The organism is Sphingomonas sp. R-74633 (assembly GCF_013416555.1).
GTDB lineage: Bacteria > Pseudomonadota > Alphaproteobacteria > Sphingomonadales > Sphingomonadaceae > Sphingomonas.
The window spans coordinates 77,713-94,733 of sequence record NZ_JACCFG010000006.1; the positions used below are offsets into that span (position 1 = coordinate 77,713).

The 17,021-nt window shown below is 64.7% G+C and carries 18 protein-coding genes and 1 pseudogene; 6 read left to right on the forward strand and 13 right to left on the reverse strand.

What is annotated here, in order from left to right; genetic code table 11:
• Positions 1 to 841: 841 nt before the first annotated feature.
• The 10 genes from HZY97_RS18995 to HZY97_RS19040 all read right to left on the reverse strand — a co-directional run bounded on the left by HZY97_RS18995 (position 842) and on the right by HZY97_RS19040 (position 5,674).
• Positions 842 to 1,267: an OsmC family protein gene (locus tag HZY97_RS18995; protein WP_180147667.1), complete on the reverse strand. Its 426-nt coding sequence runs from the start codon at positions 1,265 to 1,267 to the stop codon at positions 842 to 844.
• Positions 1,268 to 1,347: 80 nt separating this feature from the next.
• A complete protein-coding gene (locus HZY97_RS19000; RefSeq protein WP_180147668.1) occupies positions 1,348 to 1,755 on the reverse strand; it encodes a glycine zipper 2TM domain-containing protein in 408 nt (135 codons plus the stop codon).
• Between the two features lie 67 nt (positions 1,756 to 1,822).
• Positions 1,823 to 2,215 (reverse strand): hypothetical protein, encoded by a 393-nt coding sequence (locus tag HZY97_RS19005; RefSeq protein WP_180147669.1) that lies wholly within the window; start codon positions 2,213 to 2,215, stop codon positions 1,823 to 1,825.
• Between the two features lie 80 nt (positions 2,216 to 2,295).
• Positions 2,296 to 2,832, reverse strand: a complete 537-nt coding sequence (locus HZY97_RS19010) for a DUF3617 domain-containing protein (protein ID WP_180147670.1) — start codon at positions 2,830 to 2,832, stop codon at positions 2,296 to 2,298.
• Between the two features lie 140 nt (positions 2,833 to 2,972).
• Positions 2,973 to 3,134 carry a hypothetical protein gene (locus HZY97_RS19015; RefSeq protein ID WP_180147671.1) on the reverse strand — a complete coding sequence of 54 codons (162 nt, stop codon included), beginning with the start codon at positions 3,132 to 3,134 and terminating at the stop codon, positions 2,973 to 2,975.
• Entirely contained in the window at positions 3,131 to 3,340 is a 210-nt protein-coding gene (locus HZY97_RS19020) for a hypothetical protein (RefSeq protein WP_180147672.1), read from the reverse strand. The genes HZY97_RS19015 and HZY97_RS19020 overlap by 4 nt, the downstream gene beginning before the upstream one ends.
• A 102-nt stretch (positions 3,341 to 3,442) precedes the next feature.
• Complete coding sequence (locus tag HZY97_RS19025; protein ID WP_180147673.1) at positions 3,443 to 3,655, reverse strand: cold-shock protein; 213 nt, start codon at positions 3,653 to 3,655, stop codon at positions 3,443 to 3,445.
• 218 nt (positions 3,656 to 3,873) lie between these two features.
• A complete protein-coding gene (locus HZY97_RS19030) occupies positions 3,874 to 5,025 on the reverse strand; it encodes a hypothetical protein (RefSeq protein ID WP_180147674.1) in 1,152 nt (383 codons plus the stop codon).
• Between the two features lie 197 nt (positions 5,026 to 5,222).
• Positions 5,223 to 5,498 (reverse strand): type II toxin-antitoxin system RelE/ParE family toxin, encoded by a 276-nt coding sequence (locus tag HZY97_RS19035; protein ID WP_180147675.1) that lies wholly within the window; start codon positions 5,496 to 5,498, stop codon positions 5,223 to 5,225.
• A complete protein-coding gene (locus HZY97_RS19040) occupies positions 5,498 to 5,674 on the reverse strand; it encodes a stability determinant (protein WP_180147676.1) in 177 nt (58 codons plus the stop codon). The genes HZY97_RS19035 and HZY97_RS19040 overlap by 1 nt, the downstream gene beginning before the upstream one ends.
• A 130-nt stretch (positions 5,675 to 5,804) precedes the next feature.
• Here HZY97_RS19040 and HZY97_RS19045 point away from each other — a divergent pair, with 130 nt between their 5' ends.
• Complete coding sequence (locus HZY97_RS19045; RefSeq protein ID WP_180147677.1) at positions 5,805 to 7,115, forward strand: hypothetical protein; 1,311 nt, start codon at positions 5,805 to 5,807, stop codon at positions 7,113 to 7,115.
• A gap of 49 nt (positions 7,116 to 7,164) precedes the next feature.
• Here the strand turns inward: HZY97_RS19045 and HZY97_RS21145 are convergent.
• A pseudogene (locus HZY97_RS21145) lies at positions 7,165 to 7,374 on the reverse strand (hypothetical protein); the annotation flags it as partial.
• A 206-nt stretch (positions 7,375 to 7,580) separates the two neighbouring features.
• Between HZY97_RS21145 and HZY97_RS19050 the strand changes: the two are divergent.
• The gene (locus HZY97_RS19050) at positions 7,581 to 8,240 is read left to right on the forward strand and encodes a hypothetical protein (protein ID WP_306670085.1); all 660 of its coding nucleotides are present in this window, start codon (positions 7,581 to 7,583) and stop codon (positions 8,238 to 8,240) included.
• A 78-nt stretch (positions 8,241 to 8,318) separates the two neighbouring features.
• On the opposite strand, the gene HZY97_RS19055 is transcribed toward HZY97_RS19050, so the two are convergent.
• Together HZY97_RS19055 and uvrA are read right to left on the reverse strand one after the other, a co-directional pair.
• Entirely contained in the window at positions 8,319 to 8,705 is a 387-nt protein-coding gene (locus HZY97_RS19055) for a hypothetical protein (RefSeq protein WP_180147678.1), read from the reverse strand.
• Positions 8,706 to 8,758: 53 nt separating this feature from the next.
• Positions 8,759 to 11,713: an excinuclease ABC subunit UvrA gene (gene uvrA / locus HZY97_RS19060; RefSeq protein WP_180147679.1), complete on the reverse strand. Its 2,955-nt coding sequence runs from the start codon at positions 11,711 to 11,713 to the stop codon at positions 8,759 to 8,761.
• Between the two features lie 91 nt (positions 11,714 to 11,804).
• Here uvrA and HZY97_RS19065 point away from each other — a divergent pair, with 91 nt between their 5' ends.
• From HZY97_RS19065 to HZY97_RS19080, 4 genes are all read left to right on the forward strand, one after another.
• Positions 11,805 to 12,332, forward strand: a complete 528-nt coding sequence (locus HZY97_RS19065) for a hypothetical protein (protein ID WP_180147680.1) — start codon at positions 11,805 to 11,807, stop codon at positions 12,330 to 12,332.
• Positions 12,333 to 12,525: 193 nt separating this feature from the next.
• A complete protein-coding gene (locus HZY97_RS19070) occupies positions 12,526 to 13,593 on the forward strand; it encodes a hypothetical protein (protein ID WP_180147681.1) in 1,068 nt (355 codons plus the stop codon).
• A 51-nt stretch (positions 13,594 to 13,644) separates the two neighbouring features.
• Complete coding sequence (locus HZY97_RS19075; protein ID WP_180147682.1) at positions 13,645 to 13,977, forward strand: hypothetical protein; 333 nt, start codon at positions 13,645 to 13,647, stop codon at positions 13,975 to 13,977.
• A gap of 75 nt (positions 13,978 to 14,052) precedes the next feature.
• On the forward strand, positions 14,053 to 16,938 hold the full coding sequence (locus tag HZY97_RS19080; RefSeq protein ID WP_180147683.1) for a M10 family metallopeptidase C-terminal domain-containing protein: 2,886 nt from the start codon (positions 14,053 to 14,055) through the stop codon (positions 16,936 to 16,938).
• Positions 16,939 to 17,021: the final 83 nt, after the last annotated feature.

Here is a 17,021-nt window from a genome sequence, read left to right on the forward strand (position 1 = left end):
CACGCGCTGCTGACGTTTCGAGGGACACCAGGGCACGGCTCGACCGGATGCGGAGCGCGGCACGCAAGTGTGGCGCGAAGCGAGAGTGGAGCGCGGCGCGCAAGCGACGTGCGAAACTGAAGTGGAAGGCGGCGTGCAAACGTGGCCTGAAGCGGAAGCCGACGGTAGCGCGCAAGCGTTGCTCGAAGCTCGGACCGAAGGGGGTGCGCAAGCGCCGCCGGACGTGGAAGGAAGAGACGGAAAGGGGACGGAACCCTGGTTCGCGGAAACGGTGCGCAAGCGCTCGGGACCTTGAACGAAGGAACGGCCCGCCGGAGAAACCGGATGGCTCGATGCGAAGCGCAAGCGGAGCGGAGAGTGTTGAAGGGATCGGACGGAGAAGATCGCGTCCAGCAAGGCTTCCGAGTTCCGGCCCCCGGCCGGGAGGACGAAGCGGGCCGCCGAGGCTGGTAACCGCAGCTCTCCTTCGGGATGAGCGGACAACGGCCAGCCTCGACGACCGACCCAAGGTTCGCATGCCCTTGCCGGCGCGGGCCGAGGAGCCGCCGAAACCATGCCGATGATCCGTCCGGGTCCACGGCAGCAGTCCGGCGACACGGGGCCTGGCAGCAATGCCGGGCCCCTTTTGCGTCTTGGGGTGGTTCGCGACCGGTTCCCCGGCGAAGGCCGGGGCCCCGTTGCAATGTCGTTCGAGAGGTGGCTGCGCATTTGCGGGTGCGCCGATACTGGGCCCCGGCCTTCGCCGGGGATCAGCATTGATGGTCTCGCATCGGAAACTAGCTCCGCCATACCACTGGCAAAGCAGGCAAAATCCTACATTACAAGCCGAACCGGATCCGGTTCAGAGCAAGGTCGCGTCGAGCTTGCTTTCGGCCTTGAGCAGCTTGGAGACCGGGCAATTGGCATGGGCGCCGGCGGCCAGCGCCTCGAACTGCTCCTGGGCCAGGCCGGGCACGCTCGCCTTGAGCGTCAGGTCCGAGCGGGTGATGCTGAAGCCGTCGCCATCCTGCTCGAGCTTCACCGCGGCGCTGGTTTCCAGGCTGCCGTCGCTGAAGCCGGCTCGGGCCAGGGCGAAACTCATCGCCATGGTGAAGCAGCCGGCATGGGCAGCGGCGATCAGCTCTTCGGGGTTGGTACCGGGTTCATCCCCAAAGCGCGTGTTGAAGCCGTAGAACTGGTCGGTCATCACGCCCGACTGGGTGCTGATATGCCCTTTGCCTTCCTTGCCGAAGCCGTCGTAGCGGGCAGTTGCGGTACGCGTCGTCATCGTCGAGTCTCCCTCATGGCCGGGCCCCTGATCTAGGCGACCGGAGGCCCGGCCGGAAGGTTACCCTTTAGGGTGAACGCTTAGCGGCAACGGGCGTCGCTGCTGTTCTTGTCGACCGACGAGCCGACCGCGGCACCGGCCGCCGCACCGAGCACGGTGCCGAGCAGCTCCGAGCCGCCCGGGGCGATGATGTTGCCGAGCACGCCGCCGGCGATGCCGCCGACGACCAGGCCGGTGGTGCCGTCCGAGCGGCGGCAATAATAGCGGCCGTCCTGGCCCCGATAGACCCGGTCGTTCCGGCTCAGCCGGTGCTCGCGGTAGTTGGCGCCCTCACGGTAATAGCGATCGGCATAATAGCCGCCGTACGACGGATCGGGGCGGTTATAGTCGTAGCTGGAATAGCCGTAGCTGCGCGGGCCGCTGTTATAGTCGGTGCAGCCGGCGAGGGTCGAGACCGCCGCGACTGCGCCAAGGATCAGGATACGCATGGTTTTCTCTCCGTGAACCCACTCTGCCCGGGGGAATGCGCAGCGTGGCGGAAAGGTTTCGCCTGCATCACGAAACGGTGTTGCCGAGCTGGGCCAGGGCGGGGCGGAACTGCTCGCGCTCGGATGCCGGCACCGGGGCGGTGGGATCGGGACGGAAGGCCGGGATGGCACGCTCCGAGCCGTCGGGGTGCTCGTCGCCCATCAGGTCGGTAGGCTCGACGCCCTCGGCCGGACGGCGGAGCAGCCGCCACGCACCAAATGCCACGGCACCCAGCGCCGCCACGGCGAGCGCGCCAAGCGAGGCCATGCTTGCCGAATGGGCAGTGCGGGCCGGAGCGGGTGCTGCGCTTGCCTTTGCCCTGGGCTTGGCGGGCGCCTTGCGGGCCGCGGGCTTGCGGGCTGCTGCCGGCTTGGCGGCGGGCTTGCGGGTCGTTGTGCCGGTCTTGCGGGTGGTGGCCATCGAAATTCCTCTGGTTCCAGGGGTTTCGGCCTGAACGGGCGGGCGGGGCGAGCGTTCCCGCCGCCCCGCCGCCGCTAAGCTCAGCTTTTCTCCTTGCCGGTACATTCGCCGGCGCGCTTGGCGTCGACGCTCGCCGACATCGTGCCCATCGCCCCGCCGTCGGAGGTGACTTCGGTGTGATAGGCGTCGCCGGAATAGCTGCCCTTGATCGTCATCTCGCGCTTCTGGCCCGCAGTCTCGCAGGTCAGCTTGGCGTCGATGGTGCCGCCGGCCATGGTGAAATGCTCATAGCGGCAGCTCTTGTCGCCGCCGAACATGCCGGCCTTGGGCGACTTGACGTCCTCGGCAGTGACGCAGCTCGAGAAGCTCTGCCCCGCCGCCATCTTGTCCTTCATCATCTTCAGCGATTCCGGCGGCATCTTTTCCATGCCGGGGGCGCTGAGGTTGGTGATGGTGACCTTGCCGTCCCAATGGCCCGGCGAAATGAAACTGCCGGCACCTTGCGCCGCGGCGACCTTGTTCGAGACTTCCTCGACCGAGGCGTTCTTCGCCGTGACCGTCGGCCCGGAATTGCAGGCCGCCAGCACCAGCGGCAGCAGCATCGTCAAGCGCTTCATGGACATCCCCTTATCGGTGGTCAGCCCCGCCCCGGATGGGAACATAGGCTGGTGCGACACGGAAGCAACGGGGCGATGCTGTGGAAGAGGGTTAAGCGGGGCCAGGCTGTCTGGCTGGCCCCGGAACCGCGCCGGGTCTTCTACCCGAGAACTTCGATCGCCGCGGCGCGGGCAATGGCGCGCTGTCGCTGGCTGGGATCGACGGGGAAGAGGCGGCGGTGGAGCGGAACGAAGGCCTGGAAGGGCTTCTTGCCGCGGGTACGAATAATCTGTGTTTCGTGGATCTTGTCAAAAAAGTTCATGGAATTCCTTGTTCAGTTTGTAAGTGGATCGCGACCGGCGCTTCGCGTGCAATGCGCGAGCTGGCGACGCGTTCCTGGCGGACCGCCATTTCGATCCAGGCCGCTTCGGCGCGGAGGCGCTGATCACGGACATTGTCGAGCGTGGCGGCATCGGCTTCGGCGCGGCATTTCGCGGCCTGGGCACGATAATCGGGGTGGTTGGCCAAAGTCTGTTCTCCCGGGGAGGGATGGAAAGGGAATGGCGGCGCCCCGTAAGGGGGGACCTGGGGGCGCCGCCGGACGGCCAGAGGCCGCCCTTTCGCTTTCGCTTACTCGGCCGGCGAGAGGTTCGCTGCCGAAGCGCGGCCGCGCTTGTCGTTCTCGAGCTCATAGTTGACGCGCTGATTCTGGCTCAGCGTGCCCATGCCCGAGCGCTCGACTGCGCTGATATGGACGAAATGGTCCTGGCTGCCGCCGTCCGGCGAAATGAAGCCGAAGCCCTTGGTGGCGTCGAAGAACTTGACGGTTCCGGTGTGGCTCATGTGATTATTCCTTCAATTGTCGGCGCGCCCAAGAGCGGGCGGACCTCGCGCTGCAAGGGGCAGAAAGAAGGAAGAAGGGGCCGCAAAGCGCCGAAGACCGTCGATGTGCGACTGTAGCGGAAGCGATATGGGCGCGAATTGCGGTATTACAAGGGCGCGGCAATATTTTGCGCTCTTCTCTGCACAGCTTCGCGGATAATCACGGCAAATCTTCCCCGTCACCCTGAACTTGTTTCAGGGTCCAGCGTGCCTCGAGAGGATATCACCGGGGGTGCGCTGGATGCTGAAACAAGTTCAGCATGACGGTGGGAGGATTCGCCTTCCGCCGCCGGCACCGATGCCGCCTCGCGGGCGAACCAGGCATCGCGCTCGGCCGCCTCGGCCAGGCGGCGCGCGGCGATCTCGGCGCGCATCGGCGCCTCGACGGTCTCGGCTTCCTCGAGCGTCAGTGCGCGCGAATAATCGGGCTCGCCATAGGCGCCGTCCTCCTCGCCGTCATAGCCGGCGGGCGGCGGAAAGCGGGTGCGCCAGTCCTCGGCCGCGCTGTCCCACCAGACGGGGTCGCCGTCGGGATTGTCGGGGTCCTGAAAATGTTGATTCCGTTGACTCGCCTGCACGGGAGGCTCGGGTGGCGCCGGGGCGAGCGCGACCAGCCCGGCGGCCTCGGCACGGTTCCAGTCGCCGCCCGACCAGTCCGCGCGGGCGGCGGGGTCCAGCTCGGCGAGCGGCTCGGCAAGGTCGCTATGGGTGCGCAGCCATGTGTCGGCGCGGGCGAGCGCGCGCAACGGGGCGAGATCCGCTTCGCCGGCGGGCTCGATATGCTGGGCAAGGTAGAGCCCGGCGCGGGCGGGGCCGGCCTCGCGCGCGATCAGCTCGAGCCAGCCGTCGAAATCCTGCGCGATCAGCCGCGCGGCGGCGTGGGTGGTCTCCCTGGCATTGCGATCGGCCATGCGATCGAGCCGGTTGAGCAGCTGCATGCCGAGGCGATTGTCATAGCGGTGGCGCTCGACCGCGCTGCCATCGTCGCGCGTGACCGTCTCGACAGTGCCGTGGAGCGCACGCTCCATCAGCTCGTCGGCAAGGAAGTTGCGGGCGCGCAGCACCGCCGCGTCCCAGCCGAGCGAGAAGCCGGTGCCCTTGGGCGAGTGGCGAAAGGCATAGGCCGATTGCTTGGACAGCCCGACCAGCCGGCACGCCTGGCCGACCGAATGCCCCTCGAGCAACGCGCGGAGGAAAAGGACCTGCTTCTCCGCGGACCAGCCGGTGATGCGCTGCGACGGCGTCGTGCGGAAATCGGCGGGCGCGAGTTCGGGGAGGAGGTCGTCGCCCTGGTGATAGGGATTGGGCGGGATCGGATGATGCACCGACATTTGCTTGGTCCTCTCGGGTTGGTTTGAGGACCGTTCAGATATGCTGGATTGGGGGCTGTAGGAAAGGGGTTTGTTTATGGTTTGTTCTAAGGGCGCGCCGGTGAGGCGGGTAGCGAAGCTAGCCGCAAGCGCACGAGGCGCGCACGGCCGGTGGCGCTGCCAGCGCCGACCGACGACGCAGCGTTGCCGCGGCGGGGCTAGGGATAAAGCTGGCGGGCGTGGAGTAGCGCGAGGATCTCGATGGCGTCTGCGGTGACGCGGTAGATCAGGATGTAGTTGGGGTGGATCACCGCCTCGCGCGTGTCGGGAGCGCGGCCCGGGCGGTGGAGATGGGGATGCGCAGGTAGTCGATCGGCGGTGTGACGGACCGCTTCGGCAAGGCGTCGCGCGGCTGGAGGCCGGTGCGCGGCGACATAGCCGATGATGTCGCGCATGTCCTGGCGCGCGGTATCGCGCCAGACCAGCGGAAGCATCAGGGTTCTTTGTGCCGGTCGAGGATCGCCTGCATCTCCGCCATCACTTCCGCATGCGGGATGCGCGGCGCGGTGGAGGCGAGCGCCTTCTCCACCTTGGCGCGAACCCAGGCATCATGCGCCGCCTCTTCCTCGGTGGAAGCGAATTCGGACACGATGGGCGCGAGCTTTGCCATGGGGGGAATATAGCTTGAATGGGTGGAAGGGAAAGACTGTCCGATCTCGGACTGGCCACTCCATTATCGCGACTGTTCTTATTGATTCTTTTTCCCACCCGAGCAAATTTCAATCTCTAAGGGGGGAAATATGCCTGATGTAACTAATGAAACGAGCGAAGATTTTGGTGATGAGGAGCAGGAAGAACTTCAAGAGAAAGAAGCGTTCGAAAGCTTGGCGCCAAAGGTTCTAGATGCTGCAAAGGCTGCCAAGCTTGATGCGGATGACGTTACCGATCCAGATTTTGGCAGTCGTTATTTAATAATTTCTCTACCGTGTGGTAGGAATAAAAGAAGTATATTGCTTAACGATTCGGCGGACTTGTCAAACTTCCTAAGCGTAGAACTAGAAGGTCTAAGTTTTCTAGACGGATTGGAGGCCCTGTGTGATTATAAAGCTGGCACCGTGGAGGTCGGGCTTGAGCCGGTAGGCAATCTGTCATCCAGCTCACTTGCACGGCACTTTTTTCCAAGCTCGCAGCCCGATCAGGACAATCCGCCTGAGTTAATTTTGAAAAGCGATGACGGACAGCACACTTTTCGGATCGGTTTTGCTAGTCAGAAATATAGAGTATTTGCCACGCGCCCTACATATCGTCGACTGACCATGACTATGTCTATAGAGGGATTGCAGGGGCACGATAAAATTATATCTCATCTAAAGACGTTATCTAATTCACTTTTCTTTCAAATTGACCTCCTCTTTAATCAGCCAATCGCTCTGAGTAGATCAAGAGACGTTGTTACAATCGGGAGGAGGGCATTTCGGAGGCGCCCCGTTATTCTGAGTCAAGTGGAATATCCTAAGCACGAATATGATGAGGCTCCGAGTTCTCTATATTGGTATGGAAGGGCCGCTTCGGCTATGCCACTCCTACAGTTTTTGGCTTTCTATCAGGTGGTTGAATATTTCTATCCTGTTTATTCAAAAGTAGAGGTCAATCGTCGTCTAAAATTGGTGCTCAATGACCCTTCTTTTCGCCCGGAGCGAGATTCCGATATAGGAAGGTTGGTTAACGCATTGTCTATCAATCGATCTGGTGGATTTCTTGACGAGAGAAGTCAGCTTAAGGCGGTTATGAACGAATGTTTGACGTCGGATGCGATAAGGCAATTCATAGAATCTTCAGATGAGAAAAAGACCTTCTATAAAAAAGATTGTAAAAAAATACATGACATTAACATTGTCACGGATGCTGTTGGTCAAGATCTAAGGATTGTAGCCGCAGAAAGGCTATATGGAATTCGGTGCAGGGTTGTGCATACCAAGGAAGATGGTAAGGATGAGCTTGGAATACTACTCCCTTATAGCAAAGAGGAGCAGTCACTAGCGCATGACATCGATCTCATGCAATTTATAGCTCGGGCCGTGCTAGTAGCATCAGGGACGAAGATGCATTGATTTTATATTGCGCTGCATGCGCTCCTCTCCCGCAAGCCGGGAGAGGGCCTCACTCCGCCGCTACAGTCTCCCTCGCTCCGCCCTTCCCTAGCAACGGCGCGAGATACTTCCCCGTAAAGCTCCGCGGTTCCTTCACCACATCCTCCGGGGTGCCTGGACGACGATCTCGCCGCCTTGACGCCGCCCTCGGGCCCAGATCGAGGATCCAGTCGGCAGTCTTGATGACGTCGAGATTATGCTCGATCATCCGGCTCCCATTCGTACCAAGAGCGCGTCAGCCTGCGGGTAATCAGCTTGCACATGTGAATCCTGGCTCTCGTACAAACCAATTCTCCGTGACGAAGCTACGACGCGCCCCAATACCCGCACAACATTGCAGCCATCCGCGACTCCTTGACATGCTTAACCGGCCTGTCATTTTTGCCGGAGCGACCCAGGGGGGCTGGGCGTAAAGGGGGGATTGCCATGAAATCGATGGGTTGCGCCGTAGTCGGCGCATTGTGGATGTTCGCGCCGGTGGCCTATGCGCAGGACGCGGCACAGACGGCTTCGGTCGTTGCGCCGGTTCCGGGCATTACTGCGGAGACCTCTGTTCTTCGCGTCGGCACCGCGGTGCCGCTCAAGCTGACCGAGGAACTGACCACCAAGGGCAAGAAGCTGCGCGTCGGCCAGCGCTTTCATCTCGAGACCTATGAGCCGGTGATGCTCAACGGCGTCGTCGTGATCCCGGCGGGCAGCCCGGCGGTGGGCGAAGTCACCGACGTGCGCAACAAGGGCATGTGGGGCAAGTCGGGCCATCTCAGCGCGCATATCCTCTATGTAACAGTGAATGGCCGCCAGATCCGCCTGACCGGCACGTTCGACGACAAGGGTGTCGCGGGCGGCGTTGGCGCGGCGGCGGTCTCGGCGGTGGTGTTCCTGCCGGCGGGCTTCTTCATGACCGGGACGAGCGCGCGCGTGCCGATCGGCGCGCAGGTCAAGGCGTTCACCGACGAGGACGTGCCGCTGTCGATCAACGTGTCGCAGGCGCCGCTGGCGGTTTCGGCACCCGCGGCGGCCTCGGCGCCGGCCGTGCTGACGCCGGCCGTGGCGGAGAAGCCGGCGGCGGGCGCTTCGCCCAACTGAGCAGAGCCGGATCGAGAATGGAGGCGCTGTCGGGCTCGCCCGGTGGCGCCTTTATTCTGGGCTGGGGTATCGCGGGGCCTAGGGCGCGAACCAGCGCAGCAGGAAGATCGCGAGCGACACCAGCACCGCCAGCACTGCGGCGGCGCGGACCTTCCAGCCCTGGTACACCTGCCCGTTCGGCATTTTGAAGCGGGCGCGGCGGAAGACGAGGCCGGCATAGACCAGCAGCGGGAAGCTGACCCAGAGCCAGCCGGTGACGCCGTTGGTGGTGCCGAAGGGGAGGGCGCCCAGCCAGATCATGAGCAGCGGGCTCATCACCGCCAGCACCAGGCAGCCGCCGATCATAAGCCAGGGCGACATGCCGAGCAGCAGCGCGTCGTTCTCGGCCCGGGCGGCGGCTTCGGTCTCGGCCTCGAGACGGGCGAGGTGCGCGGGGTCGTCGGGGTTTTCGATGGGCTCGGTCATTGCGGCACTGCCCCTCTCCCCGGCCCTCTCCCCCGGAGGGGAGAGGGAGTGGGTTACTCCGCCGCTTCGGTCTCGCGCACCCTGGCGGGCTTGAGCAAGGGCGCGAGATATTTGCCGGTGAAGCTGCGCGGTTCCTTGATCACGTCCTCGGGCGTGCCCTGGGCGACGATCTCGCCGCCCTTGACGCCGCCCTCGGGGCCGAGGTCGAGGATCCAGTCGGCGGTCTTGATGACGTCGAGATTATGCTCGATCACCACCACGGTGTTGCCCTGCTCGACCAGCGCGTGGAGCACTTCCAATAGCTTGCGGACGTCCTCGAAATGGAGGCCGGTGGTGGGCTCGTCGAGGATGTAGAGCGTCTGGCCGGTCGCGCGGCGGGCGAGTTCCTTGGCGAGCTTGACGCGCTGCGCCTCGCCGCCGCTGAGCGTGGTCGCCTGCTGGCCGACCTTGACATAGCCGAGGCCGACTTCGGCGAGCATCGCCATCTTGTCGCGGATCGGCGGGACCGCCTTGAAGAACTCGACGGCATCCTCGACGGTCATGTCGAGCACATCGGCGATGCTCTTGCCCTTGAACTTCACTTCCAAGGTTTCACGGTTGTAGCGGGCGCCGTGGCAGACATCGCAGGTGACGTAGACGTCGGGGAGGAAGTGCATCTCGATCTTGAGCACGCCGTCGCCCTGGCACGCCTCGCAGCGGCCGCCCTTGACGTTGAAGCTGAAGCGGCCGGGCTTGTAGCCGCGCGCCTGCGCCTCGGGCAGGCCGGCGAACCAGTCGCGGATGCTGGTGAAGGCGCCGGTGTAAGTGGCCGGGTTCGAGCGCGGGGTGCGGCCGATCGGCGACTGGTCGATGTCGATCACCTTGTCGAGATATTGCAGGCCGGTGATCCGGTCATGCTTGCCGGCGAGGACGCGGGCGCCGTTGAGCTGGCGCGCGGCGGCGGCGTAGAGCGTGTCGATCGTGAAGCTCGACTTGCCCGAGCCCGAGACGCCGGTGATGCAGGTGAAGGTGCCGAGCGCGATGCTCGCGGTGACGCCGGTGAGGTTGTTGGCGGTGGCGTTTTCCACGGTCAGCTTCTTGCCGGTGCCCTTGCGGCGCTTCTTCGGGACGGGGACTTCGCGGCGGCCGGAGAGATAGTCGGCGGTGATGCTGCCGGGGGTGTTCAGCACGTCCTTAAGGCTGCCGCGCGCGACGACTTCGCCGCCATGGACGCCGGCGCCGGGGCCCATGTCGAGGATATAGTCGGCGGTGCGGATCGCGTCCTCGTCATGCTCGACGACGATCACGGTGTTGCCGAGGTCGCGCAGCCGCCGGAGCGTGGCGAGCAGCATGTCGTTGTCGCGCTGGTGGAGGCCGATGCTCGGCTCGTCGAGGACGTAGAGCACGCCCGACAGGCCCGAGCCGATCTGGCTGGCGAGGCGGATGCGCTGGCTCTCGCCGCCCGAGAGCGTGCCCGAGGTGCGATCCAAGTTGAGATAGTCGAGGCCGACATTGTTGAGGAAGCCGAGCCGCTCGTCGATCTCCTTGAGGATCGCGCGGGCGATTTCCTTGCTCTGCGGAGTGAGCTGGTCGGGGAGGGTGGCGAACCAGGTGAGCGCGTCGACCACCGAGAGGCGGGTGACGCTCGAGATGTCGCGCATCGCGACCTTGACCGCCAGCGCCTCGGGCTTGAGGCGGGCGCCGTGGCAGACTTCGCAGGGGTGCGAGGCCTGGTACTTCGACAGCTCCTCGCGCATCCAGGCGGATTCGGTCTGCAGCATGCGGCGGTTGAGGTTGCCGATCACGCCCTCGAACGGCTTCTTCACGTCGTAGGACTTGCGGCCGTCGACAAAGGTGAGGGTGACGGGCTTGCCGCCGGTGCCGTGGAGGATGATCAGCTGGACCTCGCCGGGCAGGTCGCGCCACGGCGTGTCGAGGCTGAAGCCGAACTCGCGGGCGAGCGAGCCGAGCACCTGCATGTAATAAGGTGAGGGCGGGTTCGACTTGGCCCAGGGCACGATCGCGCCCTTCTTGATCGTCAAATCGTGATTGGGGACGACGAGATCCTCGTCGAACACCAGCTTCTCGCCAAGGCCGTCACAGGTCGGGCAGGCGCCCTGGGGGGCGTTGAACGAGAAGAGGCGCGGCTCGATCTCCTGGATGGTGAAGCCGGAGACGGGGCAGGCGAACTTCTCGGAGAAGACGATGCGGTTGGCGGCGATGCCGGCACCCTTCATCGCGCCGCCGTCCACGGTGAACTCGGCGCGGGCTTCCTGGACGCGGTTGCCAGCGAGCTCCGCCACCGTGGTATCGACCAGGTCGATATAGGCCAGGCCCTCGGCGAGCTTGAGCGCGGTTTCGAAGGACTCGGCGAGGCGCGTGGCGATGTCGCCGCCGACGACGAGGCGGTCGACCACGACTTCGATGTCATGCTTGTACTTCTTGTCGAGCGCCGGGGCGTCCTCGATCAGATAGGTCTCGCCGTCGATGCGGACGCGCTGGAAGCCGGCGCGCTGCCATTCGGCGAGCTCCTTCTTATACTCGCCCTTGCGGCCGCGCACGACGGGGGCGAGGAGGAGCAGGCGGGTGCCTTCGGGAAGCGCGAGGACGCGGTCGACCATCTGCGACACGGTCTGCGCGCTGATCGGCAGGCCGGTGGCGGGCGAATAGGGAATGCCGACGCGCGCCCAGAGCAGGCGCATATAGTCGTAGATCTCGGTGACCGTGGCGACCGTCGAGCGCGGATTGCGCGACGTCGTCTTCTGCTCGATCGAGATCGCCGGCGACAGGCCCTCGATATGATCGACATCGGGCTTCTGCATCAGCTCGAGGAACTGGCGCGCATAGGCCGAGAGCGACTCGACATAGCGGCGCTGGCCCTCGGCATAGATGGTGTCGAAGGCGAGGCTGGACTTGCCCGAGCCCGACAGGCCGGTGATCACCGTCAGCGTGTCGCGCGGAATGTCGACGTCCACGCTCTTGAGATTATGCTCGCGTGCGCCGCGGACGGAGATGGTAGTGAGTGCCATGGGGCTGGTTTGTTCCAGATTTGTTCGTTAGGTCAAGTGTCCGTTCGAAGATGGTAACGGGCACCCACAGGAGCAAGGGCAGGCGATGGGCATGGACACGCCGGCCGCGATCGACGCGGCGGTTCTGGCATTTTGCGCGACCGTCGCGCCGGGCCTGCCCGAATATGTCGACGTGACGCCGGGCGAAGGCGCGCGCATCGCCTATTGCTTCGACAATGCGGCGGCGCAGGTGGCGCAGTACGGCGGCGAGATCGCCTGGGGCTGGGCGATCTGGCGCTGGCCGGGGCGCTATTTCGAGGCCGAGCATCACGGCATCTGGCGCGATCCGCAGGGCAGGCTGCACGATGTGACACCGATGCTCTACGGCCAGACGCGGATCCTGTTCCTCAGCGATCCGACTGCGGTGTTCGACCCCGAGCGCTATCGCACCAACATACTGGGCGCCGAGCCGGGCAATGCCGCGGCGGCCGAATATGTCGCTTTGGCCAATGCCCGCGCGGCGATCCTCAACGCCTATGGCGAGCCCGGCGTCGAGCACGCGATCACCCCCGAGGACCAGGCCCGGCTCGACGCGATCACGCCGCGCTGGATGGCGCTGCATGCGGCGCTGGAGGGGTAATTGGCCGGTGGCCGGCACCCCGGCGCAGAAACACCCCCGAAAAGGACCAAGTTCGACTTGGACATAATTACTCATACCTTAACCTTCGTGCAGATGTTGGCGGGGGACGAACAGGATGGGGGAACGGAAGACAGGGCGGAATCCGTCCGGGATTTTGGGCGCGATTGCCGCGGGGTGCATGCTTTCGGGCTGCGTGACGACGAGCTTCGCGCCGCCGAAGGTCGTAGTGGATCGCAGGGTCGAGGCGGGGCGGCTTTTTACCTGCGACCAGCTCGATGTGGCCGGCACGAAGGATCCGGACAGCAACAAGATCACGCCCGACATCGAAGGCTCGGTCCAGCTGATCAATAATTACATCCGCGCCTATCGCTGCGCCGCGCACGAAGCCGCGGACGGTCGGCAGATCTTCGAAGTGCCTTCGATGCTCGGCCTGTTCGTCGCCGGTGTGGGCCCGGCGCTGGGCCTTAGCCCCGACGCGGCGCTGGCGGCGAGCGCTGGGGCGGCGATCTATGGCCGCGGCAACAGCTATTACGCGCCGAAGGAGAAGGCGGCGGTGCTCGATTCCGCGCTGGACGCAGTGCTGTGCGTGAAGGCGGCGGCGGTGGGCTTCGACTTTTTCGACACCCATGGCGCGGCGCCTTCGGTCGATATGGCGCGCCAGGAGGTGCAGGAGGCCAATGCCGCCGGGCTGCGGGCCGACCTGACCGAGCAGACCGAAGATGTCGGCAAGTTGCGGATCGCCGCCGAGAAGGCGCGCGTCGCCGGGCTTGTGGCTCCGCCGGTCGATCCCGGCATCAAGGCATTGCTGCAGGCCCACCAGAATACAGCCACGCCGCAGGCCGGTGTAGCCGCGCTAGACGCAGCGGCCGATGCCAAGGCGAAGGAAGTAGCGGCGACCGCGGATACGCTGCGCACCGTGGAGATCGAGCTGGCGGTGCTGCGCAGCCGCTTCTCGGCGCCGCGTGTGCATTACGAGATGGTGTCCACTGCCTTGCTTTCGATCGAACGCGTGCTCGCCCAGCGGTTCAGCAGCATCGGCAGCTTTGATTCCGCCGGCATCGCCGCCGAGTTCTCCCAACTCGGCGAGAAGGAGAAGGAGGGAACCGAGGACAAGAAGGATCTCGAAACGGGCAAGCTCAACGACGACAAGGGCGGTGTACTGACCAAGAGCGATCCCGAATATCAGCAGCGGAAGGACAAGACCGAGCTCGACCTGATGCAGACCAAGCTGCAGATCTGCGTGGTGCGCGCCAAGGTGTGACCGGGCGCCCGTTCATCGCACGGCGAGGCAGGGCGTGATACGCGATCGGGCATGCTTGCGCTTCTCCTGGTTCTGAGCCTGACCGATCCCGGTTTCAGCTGCGCCGCCACCGGCACCAAGCTGCTCGTCCCCGCGACGACGCCCGATGCCGCGTGCACGCGGCTGAGGGCGGGGCTGGCGCGGGCGGGGGTGCGGCCTGACGGGGTGCGGGTCGCGCTGCGCTTCGAGAAGCCCGGTATCGCCAGCGCGCGAGTGATCCGGGTGGCGGGCGGGCGGGCCACCGAGCTCCCTGAAATCTCGGTCGCGACCTCGGACAAGGCGATGGGACCATCCACGATCGATCTCCTCGCGCGGGAGATTGCGGGGCGACTGGCGAAGCGGTAAGACTAGCTTAGGTGCCCATATGCTGGAATGACGGAAGCAAGTCCGTCAATTCACGCCTTTTTCTGGTGAGAGCGCATGCCCGACACGGTCCCCGGTGACAGCTCTACAACCGTCGTCCTCGATATAGGCAGCACGGTTACTACCACGATCGACACGGCAGGCGACCGCGACTGGTATCGCGTCACGCTGGTCGCGGGGCACAGCTACAGCTTCGCCACCAACTCGGTGAACCAGGACGATGTCGACAGCTATTTGCGGCTGTACAATTCGGGCGGCACGCTGTTGGCCGAAGACGATGACGGCGCAGCGGGGACCTTTTCCGAGATCCATTTCACTGCGACGACGAGCGGCACCTATTACATCGCCGGCGGCACCTTCGAGGATCGGACGACCGGCACCTTCCTGATCCGGGCGACCGACACCGCGGCGTCGGGTGCGGACACGATCGCGGGCGATGTGACGACGACGAGCGTGATCGCGCTCGACGGCACCGCCAACAGCAGCATCGATCGCGCGGGCGACCATGATTTCTACCGGGTCACGTTGGTCGCGGGGCAGAGCTATCTGTTCCAGACCCAGTCGACCGGCGGTGCGGGCGATGTCGATTCGACGATCATGATCCGCAACGCCAGCGGCGCCGACCGCGACGGCGCCGGCAATGAATATGGCTATAATGACGACCGCGTCGGCACCTATTCGGGTGTGCGCTTCACGCCCACGACGAGCGGCACCTATTATATCGATGTCGCCGGCTGGAACGACCAGGAGACCGGCACCTACCGGCTCAACATGATCACGGCGCCGCCGCTCGAAGTCTATACCAACGACCAGATCGCCCACCAGCTGACCGACGATTATTGGAGCGGCAATCGCCACCATTTCGACGTGGTGGCGGGCGGCACGCTGACCTTCAACGTGAGCGGGCTGGGTACCGCCGCGGCGAACCTGGCGCGCCAGGCGCTGCTGCTGTGGACCGACGTGACCGGGATCACCTTCTCCGAAGTGACCAGCGGCGGGCAGATCCTGTTCACCAACACCGAGGAGGGCGCCTCGACCGGCGCGGTCTATTCGGGCGGGATCACCACCAGCGCGACGGTGAACGTCTCGCAGGCCTGGGTGACCCAGTACGGCACCGGGCTGAACAGCTATTCGTTCCAGACCTTCATCCACGAGATCGGCCACGCGCTGGGTCTCGGCCATGGCGGACCGTATAACGGCACCGCCGACTATCCGTCGGATGCGGCGTATCTCAACGATGCGTGGATCACGACGGTGATGTCGTATTTCGACGAGAACGAGAACACGTATTTCGACAACCTCGGCTTCACGCGGCAATATACCGTGAGCCCGATGGTGGCGGACGGGCTGGCGATCGCCTCGCTCTACGGCGCCAACACGCTGACCCGGACCGGCGACACCGTCTACGGCTTCAACAGCAATGCCGGGCGCGACATCTATGACGCGACCAAGAATGCGAACGTCGCCTATACGGTGTTCGACAATGGCGGCGTCGACACGCTCGATTATTCGGGCTTCGGCCAGGCGCAGACGATCAACCTGACCCAGGAGCAATTCTCCAGCGTCGGCGGGCGGACGGGCAATGTCTCGATCGCGCGCGGGGCGGTGATCGAGAATGCGATCGGCGGCAGCGGCGCCGACCTGATGATCGGCAACGACGTGGCCAACAAGCTGACCGGCGGGCTGGGCGACGACACGCTGATCGGGCTGGCCGGCGACGACATCCTCGATGGCGGCGCGGGCAACGACAAGCTCAACGGAGGGCTGGGCAACGACACCTATTATGTCGTCAACCAGGGCGACGTGATCTACGAGGCCGCGGGCGAAGGCACGGACACCGCCTATGCCTTCGATAATTTCCAGCTCTACGCCAATGTCGAGAATCTGGTGCTCTACGGGGCGCTCGGGCATATCGGCGTGGGCAATGAGCTCGACAACGTCATCACCGGCAACGACGTCGGCGACCGCCTGCTCGGCGGGCTGGGCAACGACACGATCAACGGCGGCGCCGGCAACGACTGGATCTATGGCGAGGACGGCAACGACACGCTGTGGGGCGGTGCCGGCGTGGACTATCTGGTCGGCGACAATGGCAATGACGTGCTGCACGGCGAGAATGGCGCGGGCGAGCAGGACTTCCTCTATGGCTGGGCCGGCAACGACACTTATTATGTCGATGCGCAGAACGACTTCACCTTCGAGGACGTCAACGGCGGCACCGACACGGTCTATGCCAATTTCGCCGGCGGGACCTATTATCTCTTCGCGAATGTCGAGAACCTGATCCTGCAGGGCACGACTTTGTATGGCGTGGGCAATGAACTCGCCAATACGATCACCGGCAGCGATGCGACCAACTGGCTGCTGGGCGGCGCGGGCAATGACCGGATCGATGGCGGCAAGGGTGACGACGTGCTGTTCGGCCAGGATGGCAACGACACGTTCGTGTTCGGCGCGGGCAGCGGCATCGACACGATCGGCGACTTCACGCCGGGCACCGACAAGATCGACCTGAGCGCCTATGGCTTCGCCAATTTCGCGGCGGTGCAGGCGGCGATGACCGACCAGGGCGGCGGGATCATGAACATCGCGCTGGGCGGCGGGAACTACATCATCCTGATCGGCGTGGCCAAGGCGCAGCTCGCGTCGGGCGACTTCATCCTCTCGACCAGCCAGGCGCCCGAAAAGGCCGAGGTTATGGCGCCGGCCTCGAGCAGCAAGGGCGCACCGGTGATGGCGGTCGACGGCGGGGGCAAGGGCGACGCGCAGCAGATCCTGCTGCCTGCGCATGACGACGCGCTGGCCGGCTTGCACGACGTCCAGCAGCCGGCGGGCGGCAGCCTGGCCGAGATCTTCCATGCCGGTCCGGATAGCTACGAGCCGACCGGGCCGCACACGCATCACTTCGTGCCGTACGACGCCGACCTCCTCCACCTCGCCTGACTTTCCTTTCAGGAAGCTGCACCGCGGTTTCACGCGCCGTTCAGCGGCCGGGGCGGAAATTCGGTCAGGACGGAGAGAGAGGG

Bases quoted from the DNA above. Each gene is read 5' to 3' on its own strand.
- HZY97_RS19045 (WP_180147677.1), top strand. From the start codon at position 5,805: ATGCCTGATGTAACTAATGAAACGAGCGAAGATTTTGGTGATGAGGAG.
- HZY97_RS19035 (WP_180147675.1), bottom strand. From the start codon at position 5,498: ATGCTTCCGCTGGTCTGGCGCGATACCGCGCGCCAGGACATGCGCGAC.
- HZY97_RS19080 (WP_180147683.1), top strand. From the start codon at position 14,053: ATGCCCGACACGGTCCCCGGTGACAGCTCTACAACCGTCGTCCTCGAT.
- HZY97_RS19000 (WP_180147668.1), bottom strand. From the start codon at position 1,755: ATGCGTATCCTGATCCTTGGCGCAGTCGCGGCGGTCTCGACCCTCGCC.
- HZY97_RS19010 (WP_180147670.1), bottom strand. From the start codon at position 2,832: ATGAAGCGCTTGACGATGCTGCTGCCGCTGGTGCTGGCGGCCTGCAAT.
- HZY97_RS18995 (WP_180147667.1), bottom strand. From the start codon at position 1,267: ATGACGACGCGTACCGCAACTGCCCGCTACGACGGCTTCGGCAAGGAA.
- HZY97_RS19040 (WP_180147676.1), bottom strand. From the start codon at position 5,674: ATGGCAAAGCTCGCGCCCATCGTGTCCGAATTCGCTTCCACCGAGGAA.
- uvrA (WP_180147679.1), bottom strand. From the start codon at position 11,713: ATGGCACTCACTACCATCTCCGTCCGCGGCGCACGCGAGCATAATCTC.
- HZY97_RS19050 (WP_306670085.1), top strand. From the start codon at position 7,581: ATGAAATCGATGGGTTGCGCCGTAGTCGGCGCATTGTGGATGTTCGCG.
- HZY97_RS19030 (WP_180147674.1), bottom strand. From the start codon at position 5,025: ATGTCGGTGCATCATCCGATCCCGCCCAATCCCTATCACCAGGGCGAC.
- HZY97_RS19015 (WP_180147671.1), bottom strand. From the start codon at position 3,134: ATGAACTTTTTTGACAAGATCCACGAAACACAGATTATTCGTACCCGC.
- HZY97_RS19065 (WP_180147680.1), top strand. From the start codon at position 11,805: ATGGACACGCCGGCCGCGATCGACGCGGCGGTTCTGGCATTTTGCGCG.
- HZY97_RS19075 (WP_180147682.1), top strand. From the start codon at position 13,645: ATGCTTGCGCTTCTCCTGGTTCTGAGCCTGACCGATCCCGGTTTCAGC.
- HZY97_RS19025 (WP_180147673.1), bottom strand. From the start codon at position 3,655: ATGAGCCACACCGGAACCGTCAAGTTCTTCGACGCCACCAAGGGCTTC.
- HZY97_RS19055 (WP_180147678.1), bottom strand. From the start codon at position 8,705: ATGACCGAGCCCATCGAAAACCCCGACGACCCCGCGCACCTCGCCCGT.
- HZY97_RS19005 (WP_180147669.1), bottom strand. From the start codon at position 2,215: ATGGCCACCACCCGCAAGACCGGCACAACGACCCGCAAGCCCGCCGCC.